The organism is Catenulispora sp. MAP12-49, assembly GCF_041262705.1.
In the GTDB taxonomy this organism is placed as follows: Bacteria; Actinomycetota; Actinomycetes; order Streptomycetales; family Catenulisporaceae; genus Catenulispora.
Genome location: NZ_JBGCCP010000014.1, coordinates 83,460 through 104,367, shown reverse-complemented (window position 1 = coordinate 104,367; position 20,908 = coordinate 83,460). Strand labels below are relative to the sequence as shown.

The 20,908-nt window shown below is 70.7% G+C and carries 19 protein-coding genes; 6 read left to right on the top strand and 13 right to left on the bottom strand.

Annotation, left to right across the window (positions count from 1 at the left end):
• Nucleotides 1-43 precede the first annotated feature (43 nt).
• From ABIA35_RS24700 to ABIA35_RS24685, 4 genes are read right to left on the bottom strand one after another with little or no spacing between them, the layout of a single operon-like run.
• Nucleotides 44-496 carry a hypothetical protein gene (locus tag ABIA35_RS24700; RefSeq protein ID WP_370342957.1) on the bottom strand — a complete coding sequence of 151 codons (453 nt, stop codon included), beginning with the start codon at nt 494-496 and terminating at the stop codon, nt 44-46.
• An 11-nt stretch (nt 497-507) separates the two neighbouring features.
• Entirely contained in the window at nt 508-1,164 is a 657-nt protein-coding gene (locus ABIA35_RS24695; protein WP_370342956.1) for a muconolactone Delta-isomerase family protein, read from the bottom strand.
• A gap of 30 nt (nt 1,165-1,194) precedes the next feature.
• A complete protein-coding gene (locus ABIA35_RS24690) occupies nt 1,195-4,053 on the bottom strand; it encodes a hypothetical protein (RefSeq protein ID WP_370359484.1) in 2,859 nt (952 codons plus the stop codon).
• A gap of 49 nt (nt 4,054-4,102) precedes the next feature.
• Nucleotides 4,103-6,031, bottom strand: coding sequence for an alkaline phosphatase family protein (locus ABIA35_RS24685; RefSeq protein WP_370342954.1), 1,929 nt, complete (start codon nt 6,029-6,031; stop codon nt 4,103-4,105).
• Nucleotides 6,032-6,210: 179 nt separating this feature from the next.
• On the opposite strand from ABIA35_RS24685, the gene ABIA35_RS24680 reads away from it, so the two are divergent.
• From ABIA35_RS24680 to ABIA35_RS24670, 3 genes are read left to right on the top strand one after another with little or no spacing between them, the layout of a single operon-like run.
• Entirely contained in the window at nt 6,211-7,179 is a 969-nt protein-coding gene (locus ABIA35_RS24680) for a D-alanyl-D-alanine carboxypeptidase family protein (RefSeq protein ID WP_370342953.1), read from the top strand.
• Nucleotides 7,180-7,232: 53 nt separating this feature from the next.
• Nucleotides 7,233-7,919, top strand: a complete 687-nt coding sequence (locus ABIA35_RS24675; protein ID WP_370342952.1) for a response regulator transcription factor — start codon at nt 7,233-7,235, stop codon at nt 7,917-7,919.
• Nucleotides 7,916-9,118, top strand: a complete 1,203-nt coding sequence (locus ABIA35_RS24670; RefSeq protein WP_370342951.1) for a sensor histidine kinase — start codon at nt 7,916-7,918, stop codon at nt 9,116-9,118. Before ABIA35_RS24675 ends, ABIA35_RS24670 begins: the two co-directional genes overlap by 4 nt.
• On the opposite strand, the gene vanX is transcribed toward ABIA35_RS24670, so the two are convergent.
• From vanX to ABIA35_RS24655, 3 genes are read right to left on the bottom strand one after another with little or no spacing between them, the layout of a single operon-like run.
• Nucleotides 9,111-9,719 carry a D-Ala-D-Ala dipeptidase VanX gene (gene vanX / locus ABIA35_RS24665; RefSeq protein ID WP_370342950.1) on the bottom strand — a complete coding sequence of 203 codons (609 nt, stop codon included), beginning with the start codon at nt 9,717-9,719 and terminating at the stop codon, nt 9,111-9,113. The two genes, ABIA35_RS24670 and vanX, sit on opposite strands and share 8 nt — an antisense overlap.
• Nucleotides 9,716-10,753: a D-alanine--(R)-lactate ligase gene (gene vanA / locus ABIA35_RS24660; RefSeq protein ID WP_370342948.1), complete on the bottom strand. Its 1,038-nt coding sequence runs from the start codon at nt 10,751-10,753 to the stop codon at nt 9,716-9,718. Before vanA ends, vanX begins: the two co-directional genes overlap by 4 nt.
• Nucleotides 10,746-11,705 carry a D-isomer specific 2-hydroxyacid dehydrogenase family protein gene (locus ABIA35_RS24655; protein ID WP_370342946.1) on the bottom strand — a complete coding sequence of 320 codons (960 nt, stop codon included), beginning with the start codon at nt 11,703-11,705 and terminating at the stop codon, nt 10,746-10,748. Before ABIA35_RS24655 ends, vanA begins: the two co-directional genes overlap by 8 nt.
• A 111-nt stretch (nt 11,706-11,816) precedes the next feature.
• On the opposite strand from ABIA35_RS24655, the gene murF reads away from it, so the two are divergent.
• Nucleotides 11,817-13,160: a UDP-N-acetylmuramoyl-tripeptide--D-alanyl-D-alanine ligase gene (gene murF / locus ABIA35_RS24650; protein WP_370359483.1), complete on the top strand. Its 1,344-nt coding sequence runs from the start codon at nt 11,817-11,819 to the stop codon at nt 13,158-13,160.
• A gap of 15 nt (nt 13,161-13,175) precedes the next feature.
• Here the strand turns inward: murF and ABIA35_RS24645 are convergent, their stop codons facing one another.
• The 6 genes from ABIA35_RS24645 to ABIA35_RS24620 all read right to left on the bottom strand — a co-directional run bounded on the left by ABIA35_RS24645 (nt 13,176) and on the right by ABIA35_RS24620 (nt 19,248).
• Nucleotides 13,176-14,282, bottom strand: coding sequence for a lipid II:glycine glycyltransferase FemX (locus ABIA35_RS24645; RefSeq protein ID WP_370359482.1), 1,107 nt, complete (start codon nt 14,280-14,282; stop codon nt 13,176-13,178).
• A 70-nt stretch (nt 14,283-14,352) separates the two neighbouring features.
• The gene (locus ABIA35_RS24640) at nt 14,353-15,030 is read right to left on the bottom strand and encodes an MBL fold metallo-hydrolase (RefSeq protein ID WP_370342939.1); all 678 of its coding nucleotides are present in this window, start codon (nt 15,028-15,030) and stop codon (nt 14,353-14,355) included.
• The gene (locus tag ABIA35_RS24635) at nt 15,027-15,593 is read right to left on the bottom strand and encodes a 3-isopropylmalate dehydratase (protein ID WP_370359481.1); all 567 of its coding nucleotides are present in this window, start codon (nt 15,591-15,593) and stop codon (nt 15,027-15,029) included. Before ABIA35_RS24635 ends, ABIA35_RS24640 begins: the two co-directional genes overlap by 4 nt.
• Nucleotides 15,590-16,873, bottom strand: a complete 1,284-nt coding sequence (locus ABIA35_RS24630; RefSeq protein WP_370359480.1) for an aconitase/3-isopropylmalate dehydratase large subunit family protein — start codon at nt 16,871-16,873, stop codon at nt 15,590-15,592. The genes ABIA35_RS24635 and ABIA35_RS24630 overlap by 4 nt, the downstream gene beginning before the upstream one ends.
• 1 nt (nt 16,874) lies before the next feature.
• Nucleotides 16,875-17,771 carry an oxaloacetate decarboxylase gene (locus ABIA35_RS24625; RefSeq protein ID WP_370342933.1) on the bottom strand — a complete coding sequence of 299 codons (897 nt, stop codon included), beginning with the start codon at nt 17,769-17,771 and terminating at the stop codon, nt 16,875-16,877.
• A 49-nt stretch (nt 17,772-17,820) separates the two neighbouring features.
• Nucleotides 17,821-19,248, bottom strand: coding sequence for an MmgE/PrpD family protein (locus ABIA35_RS24620; protein WP_370359478.1), 1,428 nt, complete (start codon nt 19,246-19,248; stop codon nt 17,821-17,823).
• Nucleotides 19,249-19,316: 68 nt separating this feature from the next.
• On the opposite strand from ABIA35_RS24620, the gene ABIA35_RS24615 reads away from it, so the two are divergent.
• Nucleotides 19,317-20,096: an IclR family transcriptional regulator gene (locus ABIA35_RS24615; RefSeq protein ID WP_370359477.1), complete on the top strand. Its 780-nt coding sequence runs from the start codon at nt 19,317-19,319 to the stop codon at nt 20,094-20,096.
• A 20-nt stretch (nt 20,097-20,116) separates the two neighbouring features.
• A complete protein-coding gene (locus ABIA35_RS24610; RefSeq protein ID WP_370359476.1) occupies nt 20,117-20,890 on the top strand; it encodes a class I SAM-dependent methyltransferase in 774 nt (257 codons plus the stop codon).
• Nucleotides 20,891-20,908 lie beyond the last annotated feature (18 nt).

Genomic DNA, 20,908 nt, shown 5'->3' with positions numbered 1-20,908 from the left:
CTGACCACCACCAACGACTACTTCTACCGTCCGGCCGCCTCGATCATCTACTTGGTCTTCGCCGCGTTGCTGGTGACGGCCTCCTTCCTGGGCCGCGACACCGCGACGGCGACGGCGGCGGTCGGGCAGCCGGCCGACCGGGTGGCTGCTCGACGGTTGTCCCGATGCCGACCGCGACGCCGTCCGCCATCTGCTGGCCCTGGCCCCGGAACGCGCCCCGGGGCGTCTGGTCCGCCTGGGCGAGCTCGTGCGCCGGCTTGCCGAACGCGGCGCGTACCTGCCGTTCGCCGAACAGGCGGTCTTCGCCCTGCTGGTGCTCTCGCACCTCGTCGTGGCGATCGTGTTCACCGTCCAGGCGGCGACCGGCGAGCCGCACGGCACCGACGCCGGCGCGCACGGCGGTCCTGCTCGACCTGCTGGTGACCGAGATCTTCACCTTCACCGACAGCCAGTTCGGGGCGCTGGGCGAGCTCCCGTGGCTGTTGGTGGCGCTCACGTTCTTCACGATCAGGTGGCAGAACCGGATCGATCGCCGGGACCTCCCGGACCTCCCGGACCTCCCGGACCGCCCGGATCGCTCGGATGCCGCGTAAGCGGCACGGTCTCGACACCGAGCCAGCCGCCCGCCGTCATCGGTAGCGACCGCAGCACATCCTCCATCGAGGCGGCGTCAGGGGCCTGCCACAGCCCGAGGTTCTGTCCCGGAACCGGTAGCGTCCACAAGCGGATGAGGTTCCCCTGCTGCGCCAGCTCCCGCGCGCGCCTGGCCTCGTCCGCGTTCATCTGTTCGACGGCCTGCGCGTCGGCGCCGTCGGGCACGCGCACGGTGAACGTCACCAGGTACTCGTCATCGCCGGTCGCCGGAGCCACGGCGCCGGGTCCCGGATCGTTGCCGTGCACGCCGAGCGCCACCGGCTCGTCGGTGCGCCAGACCCGCAGCGGCATCGAGGCCAGCGTCCGCTCCAGATCCTCCGCGTCGTCGGCGGTGAACAGCCCGATCGTGCGCCACTCCCCCGGTGCCAGCGGCGGGCGCCACAGCCTCAGTACGCGTCCCCGGGCCGCGAGGTCGCGCGTGTGCTCGGCCTCGCGGGCCCGCACCGCGTCCACCTCCTGCGGCGGCGTCCCGTCCGGCACACGGGTGGTCATCGTGACGAGGTATTCCATGACTCGATGATCACCCCGGGACGGGCCCGGTCACCAGTCGGGCCGCGTGGCGTTCCACCAAGCGGCCGCCTTCTCGACGGTGAGCCCGGTGCGCCACAGGTCGGCCGGGTCCTCGGGCATGAGCTGCTCCCTGAGCCCGTCGATCTGGCGGTAGCTCAGATCGCGGGTGCCGTACAGCGCGCGCAGGTCCTTCGGCTGGTTGTCGGTGGTCTCGCCGAAGCAGGCGCGCGCCGCGTCCCCCACGCTGATGTCGGCCTTCTCCGCCAGCTCGGTCGCTTGCGCGGCGCTGAAGGAGACAGGGTTCTTACCCGCCTGGTCCAGCAGCCGGAGGAACGCCGCGATCTGGTCGGGACTGCCCCAGCCGGGCCTGCGGATGTACTCCTTGGCAGCGGTCCAGGTGTCCGGGTAACGGGGATCGAAGACGCCGTCCGGCGCGTACTCCAGCATCAGGACCTTCTTGCTCTGCCCGTTGTTCACCACGGCCAGGACACTTGTCGGCGTCCTCCAGAGCTGTCCGGCGAGCTTGCCGTCGAAGCCGCGTTCGAGGTCGAGGTCTCGGTACCGCCACCGCCGCGTCCCGTCGGCCTGCGACGTGTTCGCCATGGCCTGCAACGTTTCCAGCCGTCGGGCCCGCTCGACGGCCGGCGACCACGGACAGGCCAGACGCAGAGCGGCCCCGCCGACCAGGTTGCCCTCGTACCAAAAGCCGACCCCGCCTGTCGGTACCTCGATGGTCCGCACCAGACGCAGCGCTCCATCCGGTGCGGGCTCCGCCTCGGCCGCCGCGCGCACTACGGCGTCCAGCAGCCGGCTGCCCGCAACCGTCCGGCTGCTGGCGTAGAAGGGAAGATCGGGGCGGCAGTCCAGGAACTCCGGCAGTGACTCCGGCTGCGGCAGTCCCAGCCGCCGGCGCAGATGCGTGGCGTTGACCACGCAGTTCGCGGCGGTGACGGCCGCGTCGGCCACCGCGTCGCGCAAGTGCGGGTCGGTCACGTCGGGCAGGACCTCGGACACCGCTTGGGCAGCGGTCGCCGGGCCGTGGTGGCCCGCGGCGAGCAGCCTGCGCGCCTGGGTCTCATCGACCGCGCGCAGCGCCTTGGAGCCGATCACGTCCACGGCCTCCAGGTACTGCCACCATGCCGGCGGGGCGACGAGCCGGGATTTGCCCCTGGGGTTCTGCAGTCCGCCGAACGGGATTCGGATCGCGGCCGTGCCCTCGGGCGCGTGGACGTACGCGAAACCGTCGCCGCTGGACACCCGCGTCGCCTCGCGCGCTCCAGGGAAGAAGACCTGCGCCTCGGTCGGAGCCTGCGGCCATACCGGATTCTGGTCCAGGGTGAGACGCGAATCGCGGTCACGGCCGCTGAGGACGAAGCTGTGCCGCCGCTTGCCCACGCGCCGGGCCACGCGCAGCCCGGTCCCGTCGTGCCACAGCGTGACCGAGGCCTCGTTCGGCAGGATGGTCGCCGGGATGTTGACCTGCTGCTGCCAGGGCTCGAAGACGTGGGCTCCCCAGCCGCTGGTCAGGGTCAGCCGCGTGCCGTCCAGGGCCACGCGCATCGTGGAGAACAGCTGGTTCTTCGGGTCGCCCAACGGCCCGGGCAGGGCCAGTTCGGCCGGCAGTCCGTTGCGCAGTGTCGTCATGAGCGCGATGGAGGGATCGGTGACCGAGATCCTCGCGGCGAGACTGGGATCAAGGCCCTGATAGCCGCCGTCGGCGAGCCGCGACAGCCGCAGCAACGCCGCGTCCAGGGCGTGCAGCCCGGTCGAGGCTGCGTCGGCGACCCACTTGTCCACCTGCTCGCACAGCAGGGCGCGCATCGCCTTGCCGGCGCCCCAGACGTCCGCCAGATACTTCTCGTAGTCGACGTTCATGAAGTAGCCGAACCTGGCAACGAAGCCGCTCATCTGCTCGGCGTGCCAGGCCCACGTCTCGGGGTCGACACCTCGGAGTTGTTCGGCGAACGTCTGCATCGCCGAGCTCGAACCGGCCCAGTGCGGCCAGTTGTAGCGCTCCTCTCCCGGATCGCCGGGCGCGAACTCGCGGGCCAAGGAGAACTGCGGGCCGTCGTCCGGGACCGAGCCGTCCGCCGGCTCCCATCCCGGCACGTCGGACTGGTCCACCAATTGGAACAGGTATCCCATCTGGCACATCGCCCCGGGGCCGGCGAACCACGCGGCGTCCAGCATCCGGCCGGCCCCGGCCTCGGCCAGGAGCCCGAACCACAGGTGGCGGATCTGCGCGGCGACCTCCGGGGTGTCTGATCCGTCCCGGGGCTCGTTCTGGACCAACAGCCTCAGGAGGTCCTCATCGCCGGCCACCAGGCGCTCCAGCGCTGGAACCGCCCCCTGCCAGACCTTCAACGAAGCGGCGGCCATGGCGCCGGTGCGGAGCATGCGCTCTGCGAGGAACACCTCCTCGATCGCCTTCTTGATCCCCGCGCCGCGCGCGAGTGAGCGCAGGTCGGGGAAGACCGCGGCGTACGGGACCAGGCCGGCGTCGAACGCCGCGCAGACCACTTCGCGGAAGCGAGTGTGGGCCGTGGCGGGGTCCGTCTTGGCTGTCAGGGTTTTGGCATACGCGCGGTAGTCCTTCGGCGCGATCGCGGCCAGCGGCGCGAAGTCCAGGAAGCGCGCGTGCAGCCGGCCGAGTCCGGCCTCGTCGGCCGCGGGATCCAGGACGCCGATGTGGCTGAAGCAGACCGCGGCCGCCTCGGTATCGTTGCCGGCGGCCAGGGTCCGGCACGCCTGCTCCAGGAAGGCGACGGCCTCGTTCGCCGGCATCGGTTTCGCCCACCGCGCCGCGACTGCCTTGGCCCGGCGGGGGTCGGCGGTGAGCTCGGCTATGAAGGCTTCGAGGCGCTCGTCTTCGGTGAGTTCGTCAGGCACCGGCGAAGACTATCGCCGGTGCCTGACACGGATCAGAGCTCTGAAGGGACTACTGGTCGTCGTGGTCCTGGCGGTTCCAGATGCCCTCGATGGCCGGGGCGTACAGGTCGTTCTTCGTCAGGCTGGGCAGGTCGAGCGCCGCCTCGATGGTGCGCAGGACGCTGTAGTGCGTGTACCGGCCGGCGTCGGTCGAGCCGGCCTTCACCGTGCCCTGCGATCCCAGCACCAGCGTGGGGATGTTCTGCAGGTTCTTCTGGCCGTCGGCGGCGTCCTCGTCCCAGGTGATGATCAGCAGGGAGCGCTGGGTCTTCCACGCGGGCGAGTTGAAGAGGGTCGGCAGAGTGTTGGCGAGCCAGGTGTCGCCGGCCTTCACGCCGCAGCCTTCCATGTCGTCGCAGTCGTCGGCGCTGAGCCAGGCGAAGGTCGGGGTGGTCGCGGTCGACTTCAGGTCGGTGGTCATCTGGGTGAGCGGCAGCAGGTGGGCCGCGCAGTTGACCGGGTTGTTCTTGATGTCGTTGAAGAAGTAGAACGGCAGGTCGTCGATGGTGTAAGCGCCGTGGGCCGTGGTGTCGCAGGGCTGCGCGGCGTTCTCCATGTAGCCGCGCCAGCTGCCGCCGGCGTTGTCGACGAGGTCGCCGACGTGCTGGGCGTTGACGGTGCTGGTGAACGGCGTGTTGTCGGTGACGCCGAACAGGCTGCCGCCGGCCAGGGCGACGTAGTTCGGGTCCGAGGGGTGGGTCTCGCCGAGGGCGTCGGTGAGGTTCGCACCCTTGGGAAGCAGGCTGTTGAGGTAGGGAGCCTGCGCGGTGTTGCCGACGATGCCCTTGTAGTCCTGGTTCTCCATCATCACCACGAACACGTGGTCGTAGCCGGGGACCTTCACGGTCGGCGGCTTGGGCGCGGCCGGGGCCGCGATCGGGGCCGAGATGCGCAGCGAGAGGTCGTCGGCGAAGCCCAGGCCGTGGCCGGTGCGGTCGGTGGGCTGGTTGCCGGTGACGGTCAGCACGGTGCGGACCGAGCGGGTCCCTGCCGGGATCTTGCCGAGGGACTGCTCGGGGATCAGGCTCGTGGTGTTGTTCCGCATCGCCGGGGTGACCGGGGCGAGCGTGGCGGTGCCCAGGGTCTTGCCGTGCGCGTCCAGGAAGGTGCTGACCACGCCGGCGGTGTCGGCGACAGTGCCGGAGCCGCCGAGCCACGCGGTCAGGTTGTAGGTGACCTTGCCCGTGTCGATCTGCTTCGCCGCGGCCTTGACGTCCGCGGTCTGGGTCCCGGTGCTGACGCCGCCGCCCCCGCCGGCGAAGAAGTTCTGCCCGCGGTCCACCGGCCCGGGCGTGGTCAGCTTCGCGAAGTCGGCGACGCCCTCGCCGCCGGTGGCGCCGTAGGCGACGGAGTTCAGAAGGCCGTCGACCTTCCAGCCGGGGACGGTGTTGGTGTCGACGCCGTCCAGCGTGCCCTCGCCCTGCTCGGCGCCGCCGTTGACGATCAGGTTCGGGCCGGTGCCGGTGTCCGGCTGCGGCGGGACCACCACCGGGGGCGCGGCGGGCGTCACGGTGAGGGTGATCGGGCCGGCCAGGACGGTGTAGCCGTCGTTGTAGAACAGGTAGACCTTCCAGTCCCCGGCGGCCAGCGCGTGGGTGTCGAAGGTGGCCGTGCCGGCGGCGGCCGTGACGTACTGCCAGCTCGTCGAGCCCTGAGTGCCCGGCGTGTCGGTCGGCTTGTAGATGCCGATCCAGTTCTTCGCGTTCACGCTCCCGGCCGGGACGCTGTAGGCGAAGGTGACCGGGGCGCCCTGCTGGACGGCGCCGGAGGTGGTCTGGGTCAGCGTCGAGGCGTCGGCGGCGGTGGCGGCGGCGGTGGCGGCCGGGGCCGCGATCGAGAAGGCGGCGTCGGCTCCGGCGCCGAGCACCGCGACGGCGGCGGTGATGACCGCGCCGGAGCGGAGGGTTCTGCGGAAGGTGCCCTGGGGCTTGGAAGACATGGCTGGGACAGTGTCCGGCGGCTGTTACGGCCGGCCCTCAGCACGGGAGAGCATGTGTGACATGGCAGTGAATAGTTGTATAGACAACTTGTAAGCCAGGGCCTGTCCGGTGGTGCATATCGTGGACATACCGAAAACCGGATACGGGGCGGCAACAGCTCGCTGCCTTGACTGGGAGCGTGGCTTCCAGTGAACCGAGGCGTCCCGCCGCCGTCGTGGCTCTTGTCGTCGTCGGCGCGGCGCTGACCGGCGTTCTTTCCTACACGGCGCTGGCTGTGATCAACCGGCATGGGGACTCGGCGGCGGCCCCGCAGTTCCCTTTGCCGCCGCCGTCCAGCTCGTCCGACGCGGACCGGCCGGACAACCGGGTCCCCGCCACGACAGTCTGGCCGGCGCACGGCCAGGCGGCGTTCGTCGAGAGCGGGCAGTCGCACATCCAGGCCGGCCCGAACCAACACCCGGCGCCGATCGCGAGCGTCACCAAGGTGATGACGGCCTACCTCGTGCTCCGCGACCACCCGCTGAAGGCCGGCCAGGACGGCCCGACGCTCACCCTCACCGCCGCCGACGTCGCCGATACGGCTCGGCGGCGCGCGCTGCAACAGTCGATCGTGTCCGTGGCCGCCGGCGAGCAGTTGACGGAACGGCAAGCGCTGGAGGCGCTGCTGCTCCCTTCGGCGAACAACATCGCGGCGGTGCTGGCCCGCTGGGACGCCGGTTCGACGGACGCCTTCGTCGCGAAGATGAACGACACCGCCCGCTCGCTGGGCATGACCGCCACGCACTACACCGACCCGAGCGGCTTCGACCAGGCGACCGTCTCCACGGCCGCCGACCAGGTGCAGATCGTCGACCGGGCGATGAGCGAGCCGGCGTTCGCGGCGATCGTCGCCATGCCGGCCGCGACGCTGCCGGTCGCCGGCACCGTGGCCAACACCGACACGCTGCTGGGCCACGACGGGTTCGTCGGGGTCAAGACCGGCTCGGACAACGCCGCCGGCGGCTGCTTCGCGTTCCAGGCCGTCCGGACGGTCGGCGGCCGACAGACGACGATCACCGGCGTCGTGCTGGGGCAGCCGGGCGCGGACCAGATCGCGGCGGGGCTGCTGGGGGCGAAAGAGCTGGTCGACCGCATCGCCGGCCGATAGGCCGCCGTTTCTGGATACGGAGACGATATACACCGCCTCGTACCATCGTGGGCATGCGTGTGTTGGTCGTCGAGGACGAGCTCTATATGGCCGAGGCCATCCGTGACGGCCTGCGGCTGGACGCGATCGCCGCCGACATCGCCGGCGACGGCGACACCGCGCTGGAGCTGCTCGGCGTCAACAGCTACGACATCGCCGTGCTGGACCGCGACATCCCCGGCCCCTCGGGCGACGAGATCGCCAAGCGCATCATCGCCTCCGGCACCGGGATGCCGATCCTCATGCTCACCGCCGCGGACCGGATCGACGACAAGGCCAGCGGCTTCGAACTCGGTGCCGACGACTACCTGACCAAGCCCTTCGCCCTGCGGGAGCTGGTGCTGCGGCTGCGCGCGCTGGACCGCAGGCGAGCGCACAGCCGGCCGCCGGTCCGGGAGATCGCCGGGCTGCGCCTGGATCCGTTCCGCCGCGAGGTGTTCCGCGACGGCCGCTACGTCGCCCTCACCCGCAAGCAGTTCGCCGTCCTGGAGGTGCTCATCGGGGCCGAGGGCGGGGTCGTCAGCGCCGAGCAGCTGCTGGAGCGGGCCTGGGACGAGAACGCCGACCCCTTCACCAACGCCGTCCGGATCACCGTCTCGGCCCTGCGCAAACGGCTCGGCGAGCCCTGGGTCATCGCGACCGTGCCGGGCGTCGGCTATCGCATCGATGCCGAACCGGACGGCGAAGGGGGACGCCGATGATAGCGCGCACCACCGACCGGGCGCCGGGGCTGAGCGCCCGCCTCAAGCTCACCTTCAGCTACGCCGGCCTGGTCGTGCTCGCCGGATCGCTGCTGATCGCCGTGGCCTGGGTGTTCGCGCTGCGCTGGCTGCCGGACGACTCCGCCCTGAACGAAGGCAAGTCCATCGCCCAGAACGCGCCCGAGACCACCCCCGTCATGTTCTTCGTCGGCCCCAGCCAATCGGACCTGATGCGCGGCTTCGTCCCGGCCGCGGCCGTCGCGGTGCTCTTCCTGCTGCTGCTGGGCCTGGTCGGCGGCTGGTTCCTGGCCGGCCGCATGCTCGCCCCGCTGACCCGCATCACCGAGGCCAGCCGCCAGGCGGCGACCGGCTCGCTGTCCCACCGCATCGAACTGGAGGGCAGCAACGACGAATTCCGCGAGCTCGCCGACGCCTTCGACACCATGCTCGCGCAGCTCGAGGCGCACGTCGCCGAACAGCGGCGGTTCGCCGCCAACGCCTCCCACGAGCTGCGCACCCCGCTGGCGATCACCCAGTCGCTCCTGGACGCCGCCCGCGACGACCCGCACCGCGACACCGGCCGGCTCATCGACCGGCTCCACGCCGTCAACACCCGCGCGATCGACCTCACCGAGGCACTGCTGCTGCTCACCCGGGCCAACCAGCGGTCCTTCGCCCGCCAGGAGGTCGACCTGTCGCTGATGGCCGAGGAAGCCGCCGAGACGCTGCTCCCGGTGGCCGAGAAGCGCGGCCTGGCCATAGAGACCGCCGGCGGCGTGGCCCCCGCGATCGGCTCCCCCGCGCTGCTGCTACAGCTGGCGACGAACCTCGTCCACAACGCGATCGTCCACAACCTGCCGGGCCGGGGCACCATCTGGGTCACCACCGACGTCGACGCCGACGGTGTGGAGCTGACCGTGGAGAACACCGGTGGACATCTCGCCCCGGCCCTGGTCGCGACGCTCACCGAGCCGTTCCAGCGCGGCACCGAACGCGTCCAGAACGACCACGGCGGGGTCGGCCTCGGACTGGCGATCGTCAAGAGCATCACGGCGGCCCACGACGGCACCCTCACCCTGACGGCCCGGCCCGACGGGGGCTTGCGCGTGACGGTCCGGCTGCCGAGCGCGCGCCGTTTCCCAGCCTCCGACGCGGCCGAGGCCCGCTACGTGCCGACCGCATTGCTGGTCCCTAGGTGATGGGGAAGTCGAAGTACGTGTCCGGGTAGGGCTCGTCCTTCAACGTGTAATGCCACCACTCGCAGTCGTACGGACGGAAGCCGCCGGCCTCCATGATCGACCGCAACGCCAACCGGTTCACTTGCTCGGCCTGCGATATCCCGCCGGCGTCGTGGTGCGAGACGGGATCCATCAGGTCGTGGCCACCGCCCATCGCGGCGAGCTCTCCGGTGGCCACGTGATACAGCGTCAGATCGACCGTGCCGCCTCGGCTGTGGCCGGACTTGGCGGCGACGTAGCCCTGCTCGAACATGCCCGCGCGGTCGATGTTCGGATAGTGCCGGGGCTTGGTGCGGCCGTCCTCGGGCTGCCGCGACCAGCGCAGGAAGCAGTCGACGGCGCGCTGCGGGCGGTAGCCGTCCCACAGCACCAGGCCGAAGCCGAGCTCGCCGGCGTGCTTCTGGGCTTCCTCCAGCGCGGCGCACAGCGCCGTCGTGCCGACGATGCGGTTCGCCAGGTAGCCGTCGACCGGCTTGCCGGTGAAGTTGTCCCACGTCGCGTACTTGGCGTCCCACCGGAGCCCGGACACCAGCTGGTCCACGAAGACGAAGTCATCGGTCACCGGACGGCCCCCGTGAGCGTCACCGACACCAGCCGGTCGATGACCTCGTTCATCGGGAACCCGGCGGCCGCCATCATCCGCGGGTAGCGGCTGTAGGAGGTCAGGCCGGGCAGTGTGTTGACCTCGTTGAAGACGACGGTCCCGTCGCCCTTGAAGAAGAAGTCCACGCGGGAGATCCCCCGGCAGCCGAGGGCGCGGTACACGACCTTCGCAGTCTCCTGAATCAGCGATCGCGACCGCGCCGGAATGTCGGCCGGGACGATGAACGTCGCGTTCTCCGAACCGGTCTCCGGGGCGCTCTCCTGGTGGATCTTGAAGAACCCGTGCGTCAGCGCGATCCGGTCCACCTCCCCGACCAGCAGGTCGTCGCCGGTGCCCAGGACCGCGCAGCCGATCTCGTCGGCGATGACGGCTTCCTCGATGAGCACCTTCGAGTCGTACAGCCGCGCCGTCTCCACCGCGCCGGCCAGCTCGTCTTCGCCGGACACCTTGCTGACCCCGAACGAGGACCCCGAGCGCGCCGGCTTCACGAAGACCGGATACGACAGCTCGTCGGGCTCGATCTTCTCCTCCGGCGTCACGGTCCAGAACTTCGGCGTGGCGATGCCGGCGTTCCGGACGACGAGGTAGGCGAGCGCCTTGTCCATGCACAGCACGGAAGCCTGGACATCGCAGCCCGCGTAGGGGATGCCGGCCAGCTCCAGCAAGCCCTGCATCGCGCCGTCCTCGCCGAGCTTGCCGTGCAGGACCGGTAGGACCAGGTCGAGGTTGATGGTCTCGTACCGTCCCTGATCCAGGACGAGCAGTCCGCGCACACTCCGGTCCGGCGACAGCACGGCCGGACGGCTGTTGTTCTCCCAGCCATCGTCTGGGCCGTCGCACAGCCTCCAAGCGCCGTTGCGCGTGATCCCGATGTAGAAGGGCTCGTACTTGCCGGTGTCGAGGTGCTTCGCGACCTCCCGCGCGGACTTTACGGAGACGGGGTGTTCCTCGGAGCAGCCCCCGAACATGATCCCGATCTTCAGCTTATCCATAGTGATTCCCACTCTCGAACTTCAGACAGTTGACGATGGAGTTCTCGACGGTGTCGCTCAGGGCGTGGTCGGTGTAGTAGGCGGTGTGCGGACTGACGAGCACGTTCGACAGTTCCTGCAACCGCAGCAGCGTTTTGCTTTCTATGGGATGGTCGCGGCAGTCGGTATAGAAGATTCCTTCTTCACCCTCCAGGACATCCAGCGCGGCGCCGCCCAAACGTCCGCTTTCCAGCCCTTGGAGAAGAGCCTCGGTGTCGAGGAGCGAGCCACGTCCGGTGTTGATGACGAAAGCACCGGGCTTCATGTTCTCGATGCGTTCGGCATTCAAGATGTGGTGAGTCTCGGCGGTCAGCGGCGTGTGCAGCGTGACGATGTCGCTGCCATGCAGCAGCTCGTCGAGCAGCACATATTCGGCCGAACATTTAGGGCTACGGTCGTGCGCCAGCACGCGGCATCCGAAGCCCTGCAGTCGATCCACAACGGCGGCGCCGATCCGACCGGTCCCGACCACACCGACTGTCAGATCTCGCAGTTCTCTGCCACGGACGTCATGCAGTCGGTAGTCGTGGACATCGGTGCGGCGGACGAGGGATTTGGCGTGGCGTACCACCATCAGCATCAACATCACCGTGTAGTCGGCGACGCTGTCGGGCGAGTAGCTGACGTTCTCCACGCGGATGCCGACGCTGCGTGCGTAGTCGACGTCGAGGTGGTTGTAGCCGATGCTCCGAGTGGAGATATATGTGACGCCGGCACGGCTGAGCGCTTGAAGCGCGGAATTGGTGATGCGAGTCTTGTGTCCGACGCTCACACACCGACTTCCCGACGCCAGTACGGCGTTCGTTTCGGTTACCGGCTCCGCGATGACGGTAGGGACAACGCCGAACCCCGTTGCCAGCTCCCGGAACAAGACCGCCTCGTCCTGGCCGCATCCGTAGATGGTGATTCCCATGGCGTCCAGTCAAGACAATGCGAGGTTGTCGGCATGTATGAGCTTTTCGATACACCGGCGATATGCCGGTGTGCTTTGACTGGTCGGCATGACCTATGACGAGTCCGCCTCATGATCCCGCTCCGTCTCGACGAGATCGCCGCCGTCGTCGGCGGGACGGTCGCCGGCGACGCCGCCGCGACCGTAAGCGCACCGGCCGTGATCGACGGCCGCCAGGCCGAGCCCGGCGGCCTGTTCGTCGCCTTCGCCGGCGAGCACGCCGACGGCCACGACCACGTCGAGCAGGCCGCGCACGCCGGGGCGGCGGCCGTGCTCGGCTCGCGGCCCACGGCGCTGCCGACCGTCGTCGTCGAGGACGCGCGCGCCGCGTTGCAGGTGCTCGCCGCGCACGTCGTGGGGCGGCTGCGGGCCGGGCTGACGGTGGTCGGGGTGACCGGCTCGCAGGGCAAGACCGGGACGAAGGACCTGATCGCGGCGGTGCTGTCCGGCGCCGCGCCGACGGTCGCCACGGCCGGGTCGTTCAACAACGAACTCGGCGTGCCGCTGACCATGCTGCGCGCCGGCGCCGACACCCGGTTCCTGGTGCTGGAGATGGGGGCGCGGCACGTCGGCGACATCGCCGCGCTCACCGGCCTGGTCGCGCCGGACATCGCGGTGGTGCTGAACGTCGGCCGGGCCCATCTCGGCGAGTTCGGGTCGCGCGGGGCCATCGCCACCACCAAGGGCGAGTTGGTACGAGGCCTGACACCGGGCGGCACCGCGATCCTGAACGCCGACGACCCCCGCGTGGCCGCGATGCGCGCCCTCACCGACGGCCCGGTCCTGACCTTCGGCCGCGCCGAGCACGCCGACGTCCAGGTGCTCTACCTGGTCCTGGACCGGCTCGGCCGGCCGTCGTTCACACTGCGGACCGCCGAGGGCCCGGCCCTGGTGTCGCTGCCGCACATCGGCGCGCACCAGGCGCTCAACGCGGCGGCGGCCGTGGCGGCCGGCCTGGCAGCCGGCGTGCCCCTGGAGGCCGCGACCAAGGCGCTGGCTGCCGCGTCCCTGTCGAAGTGGCGCATGGAGCTGCGCGGCCTGGCCGGCGGCGCGACCCTGCTCAACGACTCCTACAACGCCAACCCCGACTCCACCCGCGCCGCCCTGGACGCGCTGGCCGCGATCGAGGCCGGCCGCCGCATCGCCGTCCTCGGCGAGATGCGTGAACTCGGCCCCACCGGCGAGGCCGAGCACCGCGCGGTCGGACGCTACGCAGCCGATCGCGCCGACATCGTGGTCGCCGTCGGCGCCGCGGCCCGTCCGATCGCCGCCGGAGCCGGGGTGCGCGCGGTGCCACTGCCGGACAACGACGCGGCGGTCGCCTGGTTGCGCGAGCACGTCGCCGCCGGGGATGTGGTGCTGGTGAAGGCTTCGCGCGGCGGGCGGTTGGACGAGTTGGCGGCAGGGCTGGCGTAGAGGTGAAGCGATCCCTCACCCGCGCCGCTTCATGTACAGCTGGAACGGCCGGTACACCGCCGGCCGCAACACCAGATCCCACTCCCCCACGTACCGCACAGCTTGTCCGCCGGCCCCTGCTTTGAACTGGATCAGGCCCGCGTGGGGGTCGGCGGCATCGAGGGTCGGCGTGATGCCGCGCAGGTCGTACGTCTGGCAGCCGGCCACCAGTGCGTCGCGGATCATCGCCCACTGACATGCGTTCGAGCCGCGCACCTCGCGCTTGTCGGTCGAGGAGGCCCCGTAGGCATAGCAGGCGTGGGTACCTACGCGCACCAGAATCGTTGCCGCCACAAGGTCCCCGTCGTGTCGGGCGAAGTACAGCCTGACGCGCTCGGGGTCCTCAGCGCGCATCGCCGCCACCATCGTCTCGAAGTAGCTCCGGGGCCGCGGTGTGAAGTGGTCGCGCTCGGCGGTGTGGACGTAGAGCTCGTGGAACGCTTCCAAATCCTCGCCGACCGTGACCTCGACACCCGCTCCGGCAGCCTTCCTGATGTTCCGGCGCCACAGCTGGTTCATGCCCTGGAGCACGTCGTCCTCGGTCCGGCCGGCCAGCGGGATCTCGTATTTGAACTGCGGATGCCCGGCCCCGAAGCCGTCCTCAGGGTTCTGCGGCAGCCAGCCGGCGTCCCGAAGCGCTTTGGTCACCCGCACGCCGACGGGGTCCGGCCGGCCGGGCATGTCGGTGAGCCGCCTGACGCCTGGGTCTGCGAGCCCTTCTTTGACCTGCGACGCACTCCAGGTGTCGGTGCGTACCGGCGGGCCGAGCCGGATCGCGAACGCGCCACCGGCCCTGAGCCGGGCCACCAGCGGATCGAGCCACGCCGCGAGATCGCCGGTCCAGTCGATGACCGGCCCCTCGGGCAGGTAGGCCAGCGTGCGCCGCTTCAGGCGCGGCACCGGACGGTGCAGGACCAGCCCGGCGCCGACCAGCCGCGGGCCGTCGAACCATCCGAGCGACTCGCTGCGCCACTCGGTCTTCACCTGGGCCCAGGCCGGAGTCTGCAGGAAGCTGACGGACCGCTGGGCCCGCACGAACGCGAGATGCCCGGCAGCGTTGATCGGCTCGACGGTCAAGGTCATTGCCCCAGTCAAGGCGGCGCCGCGTTGCCGACATGTATGGGCTTTTCGATACACCGGCGATAGGCCGCCGCTACCGGTCGTCCAGCCAGGCCCCCAGACCGGCCGCCGCCTCCTGTCCCACGAGCGGCGCTCCGTGCGCGAATCCCACCGCTGCGACATCGCGAGGCATCCGCGCGTAGGACGCGTCGCGCACCCCGGGGTCGGCGGCCAAGGCATCATGCCCGCTGCTGAGCCCGCCCCGGTTGAACACCGCGTCCCCGACCAGCAACGCCCGGCTGGGTTCGTGCAGCAGCACGATGTGCCCGGGGCTGTGGCCGGGCGTGTGGATCACGCGCAACGGTCCGATGTGCGCGCCGTCGGCCACGGTCCTGGTCGCCGTCACGGGATCCCAGTGCAGCAGCGGCAGCCGGTCGATCGTCCGTCCGAACGCCCCCGACCGGCCCGTGCGCGGGACACGGCCGGCCGCGAGCCACGCCGCGTCGAGCTCGTGGACGAGCACCTCGGCCTTGGTGCGGGCGACGAGTTCGGCCAGGCCGCGCACGTGATCGGGATGCGCGTGGGTGATGACGATCCGCTTGATGTCCGCCAGAGTGCGGCCGCTCGCCTCGACGGCCTGCCGGATGACGTCCGGAGCGCTCTTCCATCCGACGTCGACGAGCGTCAGCCCGTGCTCGTCGGTGACGAGGAAGCAGTTGTCGCCGTCACCGCGCGTGGGGACGCGCAGGATCCCGGGAACGAGCAGGCTCATGCACCACTCCCCTGTCCGGCCGCCGCCACCGACGGCGAGCTGAGGATCTCGGCCAGTTCGGCCGGCAGATACCCCTGTTGCGCGAGCCGGGGAAGGACCCCGCCGCTTTCGATGATCTCCAACACCAGGGCGGGCAGCACCGGCACCGTGCCGGAGGTCTGCGTGCTCTGATTCGCCCAGCTTCCCGTGGCCAGGTCGACGGCGGCGGTATCGCCGTCGTGGAAGACCGCTGTCGCGTCGGGCACCGTCATGGCCGGCAGCCCGGCGTTGACCGCGTTGCGGAAGAACAGCGAGTTGAACTCCTCGGCGATCAGCGCGGCGACGCCGAGCTGCCGGAACAGCGCCGCGACCGGCCGTGAGGAGCCCAGCCCGAAGTTGCGTCCGGCGACCACGATGTCGCCGGGCCGGACCTGCCCGGTCCAGCCGGGGCGCACCGCGTAGAACACCTGCCTGGCGGCCTCGGGCAGGTCGAGTTTCATGGCGTCGGGCGGGTACATGTCGTCGGTGGTCAGACCGTGGCCGAAAACCCAGACCCGGCCGGTGACGTGAAGTTCGCCGGTCATCGGCGGCTCTCCTGTCGGGCGTCGGTGATGGTGATGTGGCCGGCGGCGGTGATGTGGCCGGCGATCGCGGACGCGGCGACCGTCGCGGGCGAGGCCATGTAGATCTCCGCTTCCGGCGAGCCCATCCGGCCGGTGAAGTTGCGGGTCGAGGAGGTCAGGCAGACCTCGCCGGGCCCGACGACTCCCATGTGGTAGCCGAAGCACGCCCCGCACGTGGCGTTGGTGACCACCGCGCCGGCATCGGCGATGTCCTGCAGATAGCCCAGCCGCATCGCGTCGCGGTAGACCTGCTGGCTGGCCGGCGTCACGATCAGCCGCACGCCCGGCGCCACCTGCTTGCCGCGCAGCACCTCGGCGGCGATGCGCAGATCGTCGAGCTGGCCGTTGGCGCAGGAACCGATGAACGCCTGGTCGATCTTGCGAGCCTCCACCTCGGCGACCGGCACGCCGTTGCGCGAGACCGTCCCGGGGCGTGCGACGTAGGGCACCAGGGCGGACAGGTCGATCTCGCGCACGTCGGCGTAGACCGCGTCCGGGTCGGCGTCGGCGGGTTCGTAGCCGGTGACGCCGAGGGCTGCGAAGTGGTCGGCGAGGACGTCGTCGTGGGCGAAAGTCGAGAAGTCAGCAGAGATTTCGGCGCCCTGTGTAGCTATGGTGCGACGATCGTGAAGCGGGACGGAGGCCAGCCCGGGACCGCCGTACTCCAGGTTGTGGTTGGTGGCGTCGCCGAACTGGTTGGCGATGTGCAGGAACACGTCCTTGCCGCTGACCCCGGCGGGCAGCTGCCCGGTCAGCTCGTAGCGGATCGTCGGCGAGACCTGGAACCAGGTGCGTCCCGTACACAGGATCGAGTACACCTCCGCAGGCCCGAGCCCGCGCGCGGCGGTGTTGTACGCCCCGCCGGCGCAGGTGTGGCTGTCGGTGCAGGCCAGCACCTCGCCGGGGCGGGCCAGCCCGTTCTCGGCGATGACCTGGTGGCAGATGCCGTGCCGGCCGACGTCGTAGAAGCGCTCGATGCCGAATTCGGCGGCGAACTTGCGGGCGTTCGGGCCGCCGGCGGCGTCCTTGATCGTGGGCGCCGGGACCGCGTGGTCCATCACGATCGCGACCTTGGCGGGGTCGGCGATCCGCAGCGGCGGCAGCCACATCGTGGCGAACTGCAGGTCGATCAGGACGGTCATGTCGACGTCCACGGTCACGGTGTCGCCGACCGCGACCGAGGCGAGGCCGGCTTTGCGCGCGAGGATGCGCTCGATCATCGTCATGCCTGGCTTGCTCATATCAGGCTCCTTGTTCGCGCTGTTCGTTCGCCGCCACCGGCCGGTACTTCTCACCGAGCTCGGACCACTCGGCCATCCCGACGAGGTTGAAGAACTCCTCGGGCTTGGTCGGCAGGAACTCGTCCGGCTTGATCCCGCGCAGCTGGCACAGCGCGGTCAGCGCGCCGAGGGCGCTGTGAGCGAGCACGGCGGAGGGATGGATCGCGACGGCGAACCCGAGCTGCTGGAGACGCTCGGCGGACTGCTCCGGCGTCAGACCGCCGATGACCAGGTTGAGCAGCAGCGGAGCCTTCACCTCGGCGGCGATCCGTTCAATCTCCTCAGTGCTCTGCGGTGCCTCCACGAACAGGATGTCGGCGCCCTCGGCGGCATAGCGGTTGGCCCGCGCGATCGCCGCGTCGATGCCCAGCGGTCCGCGGGCGTCGGTGCGGGCGATGACCAGCATCGCGTCGTCGGCGCGCGCCTCGAGCGCGGCACCGAGCGTGCGGGCGAAGTCCTCGGCGCCGACCAGCTCCTTGTCGGGCAGGTGGCCGCACTTCTTGGGGAAGGCCTGGTCCTCCAGCTGGATCGCGGCAACGCCGGCGTCCTCGTATTCGCGCACGGTCCGCACGACATTGATCGGCGCGCCGTACCCGGTGTCGGCATCGGCGAGCAGCGGCACGTCGCCGAGCGCGCGCACCGCCATCCGGGCGCGTTCGGCCATCTCGGTCTGGGTGACCAGCCCGATGTCGGGCAGCCCGAATCCGGACGCTGCGACCCCGGCGCCGGTGAGGTACGCGGCGGCGTGGCCGGTCCGCCGGGCCAGCTGGGCACTGATGCCGTCGTAGACGCCCGGGGCGACGATGAGCTGCTTGCTGGCGAGCAGTTCGCGCAGGCGGGCGCGAGCGGGTGTGGTCATGACTCCTCCGGAGCGGGCAAGGCGAGCAGGGTGAACAAGCTTTGAAGCATCAATCCAGCGCCCTGGCGACCGGCCCGGCGAGCAGTTCCACGAGCGGGGCGATCGAGGCCGCCCCTTCCAGACCGTGCACGGCATCCACGATCGCGGCGGCCCGCTCCGGCTCCATGACCCGATCGGCGAGGCTGCGGAACTTCGCGACCACCTCGTCGTCGGTGATCGGGTCGAAGGGGTTGCCGTGCGGGGAGATGACGGTCTCGGTGTCGGTCGATCCGTCGGCGAAGGTGAGGGTCAGGTGGGTCTGGAAGCGTTCGGTCAGCGGCAGCTCGTCGATCGAGCGGTCGAGGGTGACGTGCGTGCGGTCGAGCAGGTGCCAGACGTCGTCGGCGTCCAGGCGCGCGGCGGTGAACTGCTCGGGCAGCGCGGTGCCGTCCAGCAGGGTGACGGCGGTGGCGTAGCCGATGTTCATCTGGCCGCCGATCGCCTCCAGCGGCCGGTGCGGCGGCCACCAGCCGTGGTGGTAGACCACGTCGCCGACCCGGATGTCGACGCGCTCGATCGTGCGCTCGATCGGGCGCCCACCGAGCCTGGCCCGCAGCGCCTGCGCGGCCTGGACGGCGCCGTGCAGGCCGCCCATGACGGCCCAGGACTTCACCATGGCCATCGTGGTCTCCCAGTGCTCCCCCAGGCCCCTGACGATCGCCTCGGGGTCGGTCGGATGGCCTTCCCCGTACACGGCGACGTAGCCGCCGTATTCGCGCTCGTAGACCTGGTCGATCCCGGTGTAGCCGACGGCGGCCAGGGCCGCCGAATAGAAGCCGTTGCGGGCGGCGAAGCCGTGCTGCATCCGCTTGCCCATCGCCTCGTACTGCGCCGACATCAGGCCCGCCGACTGCGTCGCGGCGAAGCCGAGCGCGTCCTCGGTCTGCGCCGGGTCCAGGCCGCGCAGCTTCGCGCAGGCCGCGGCGGCCGAGGAGACGCCGAAGACCGGCCCGGAGTGCCAGCCGCGCGAAAGCATCGTGGTCCCGCCGATCGAGGTGCCGATCCTCGGTCCCACCTCGAATCCGACGATCGCGGCCAGCAGCAGGTCGCGGCCGCTCACCGGCTGGCCGGTGTGACTGGCCGTGGCCAGCAGTGAGGGCACCAACAGAGAGGCACTGTGCAGCGGGGCCAGCGGATGGAAGTCGTCGAGCTCGAAGCCCTGGATGTAGGTGCTGTTGAGCAGCGCGGCGCCGGAGGGCGTCGTGGTACGTCCGGTGCCGATGACGACCGCGTCGCCGCCGCCCTCGACGCCGAGCACCGCCTCGGTCGCCAGGCGGGACCAGGGCAGCTGGGCGCCGACCAGGGCGCAGCCGAGGCCGTCGAGCAGCAGGTGGGCGGCGCGCGCCCGGACGGCGGCGGGGACGTCGTCCCAGGTGAGATCGTGGATCCAGGTGACCAGGCGGCCGGTGACGCCTTCGGGGTTGGACGGTGCGCTCATGGGGTCATTGGCGCACGCGCGCCGCTACGGCCACTACTCAACTTGCACAATATGCAAGTATTGGCCGCGTGAGCACTGCGCTGCGCGGACTCCAGGTGCTGGAGGCGCTGGCCGGCATGCGCCAGCCCGCATCCCTGCGCGCGGTGGCCGAGCGCATCGGGCTGTCGGAGTCCCAGGCCTTCCGCGTCCTGCGGGAGTTGGAGCGCGAGGGCTACCTCGACCACCTGGGACGCAGCGGCTACCGCCTGGCCGGGCGTTCGGTCGCGCTGGCCACCCTGATCGGCCCGCGTCCGGCGATGCTGCGCGCGATCCAGCCGGTCATCGCGCGCCTGGCACACCTCACCGGCGAGGCTGTGGTGCTGCACCTGCGCTCCGGGGCGGCCCGCGTACTGGTCCTCGGCGTGCCGGCGCCGTCCGGGCCGATCCTGGATCCGGCCGGCGTGCTCGGCGAGCGGTCGCCGCTGGCGGTGGGGTCCAGCGGGCGCATCATCCTGGCGTATCTGCCGTCCAGCGCGTTGGTGGACATAGACCTCGCAGGCCTTACCAGCAACCAATTGTCGGCGATCCGCGAGCGCGGTTACGAGACCTCCTTCGGCGAGAACCACCCCGGCATCAACGGCGTGTCGGCACCGCTGCTGGCGTACCGGGAGGACAACCGGGAGGACGCGGGGCAGGAAGGCGAGGCCCTCGGGTCGATCACCATCGCAGGTCCCGCCGAACGGCTTTCGGAAGCCGACTTCCCGCGAGTGCTGCCGATGTTGCTGGCCGCGTGCCGCGATCTGGGGCCCCGCCTGGCTTCCCTGCTCGGTCCGGACCTCGGCGAGACGGTGCGGGCACTGGACTTGTAAGGGGCTATAGGGTCTTTCGCATGACACAGCGAACGACCGACGGCAGTGCGGGGGACGCGGACTACGGCGCGATAGGCACCAGTTACTCCGCCTACCGGCAGCCCGAGCCGCGTATCGCGGCCCTGATCGAGCAGGTACTGGCCGGCGCGCGCACGGTGGTGAACGTCGGCGCCGGGGCGGGGTCGTACGAGTCGGCGGCGTTCGAGGTGACGGCGGTCGAGCCCTCGGCCTCGATGCGTGCGCAGCGGCCGGCGCACCTGCCGGCGGCGATCGACGCGACCGCCGAGAGCCTGCCGTTCGACGACGACGCGTTCGACGGCGCCATGACCACGTTCAGCGTGCACCAGTGGAGCGACCTGAAGGCCGGGCTGCGCGAGATGCGCCGCGTGGCCGGCGGGCCGGTCGCGGTCCTGACCTGCGACCCGGACCTGGTGCGCGACTTCTGGCTGTACGACTACGCGCCGCTGGTCCTGGACACCGAGGCCCGGCGCTACCCGGCCATCGCCGACATCACCGAGACCCTCGGCGGTCAGACCGAGGTCATCCCGGTGCCGATCCCGGTGGACTGCACCGACGGGTTCAACGAGGCGTACTACGGCCGGCCGGAGATGCTGCTGGATCCGGCGGCACGGCAGTCGTGCTCGGCGTGGAGCTTCGTCGAACCGGCGGTCGCCGAGCAGTACACCGAGCGCCTGCGGGCCGATCTGGAGTCGGGGGCCTGGGACGAGCGGTACGGGCACCTGCGGGAGCAGCCGTTCCTGAACGGGTCGCTGGTCCTGGTGCTAGCACGGTAGGCAAGACGGGGGACAGCA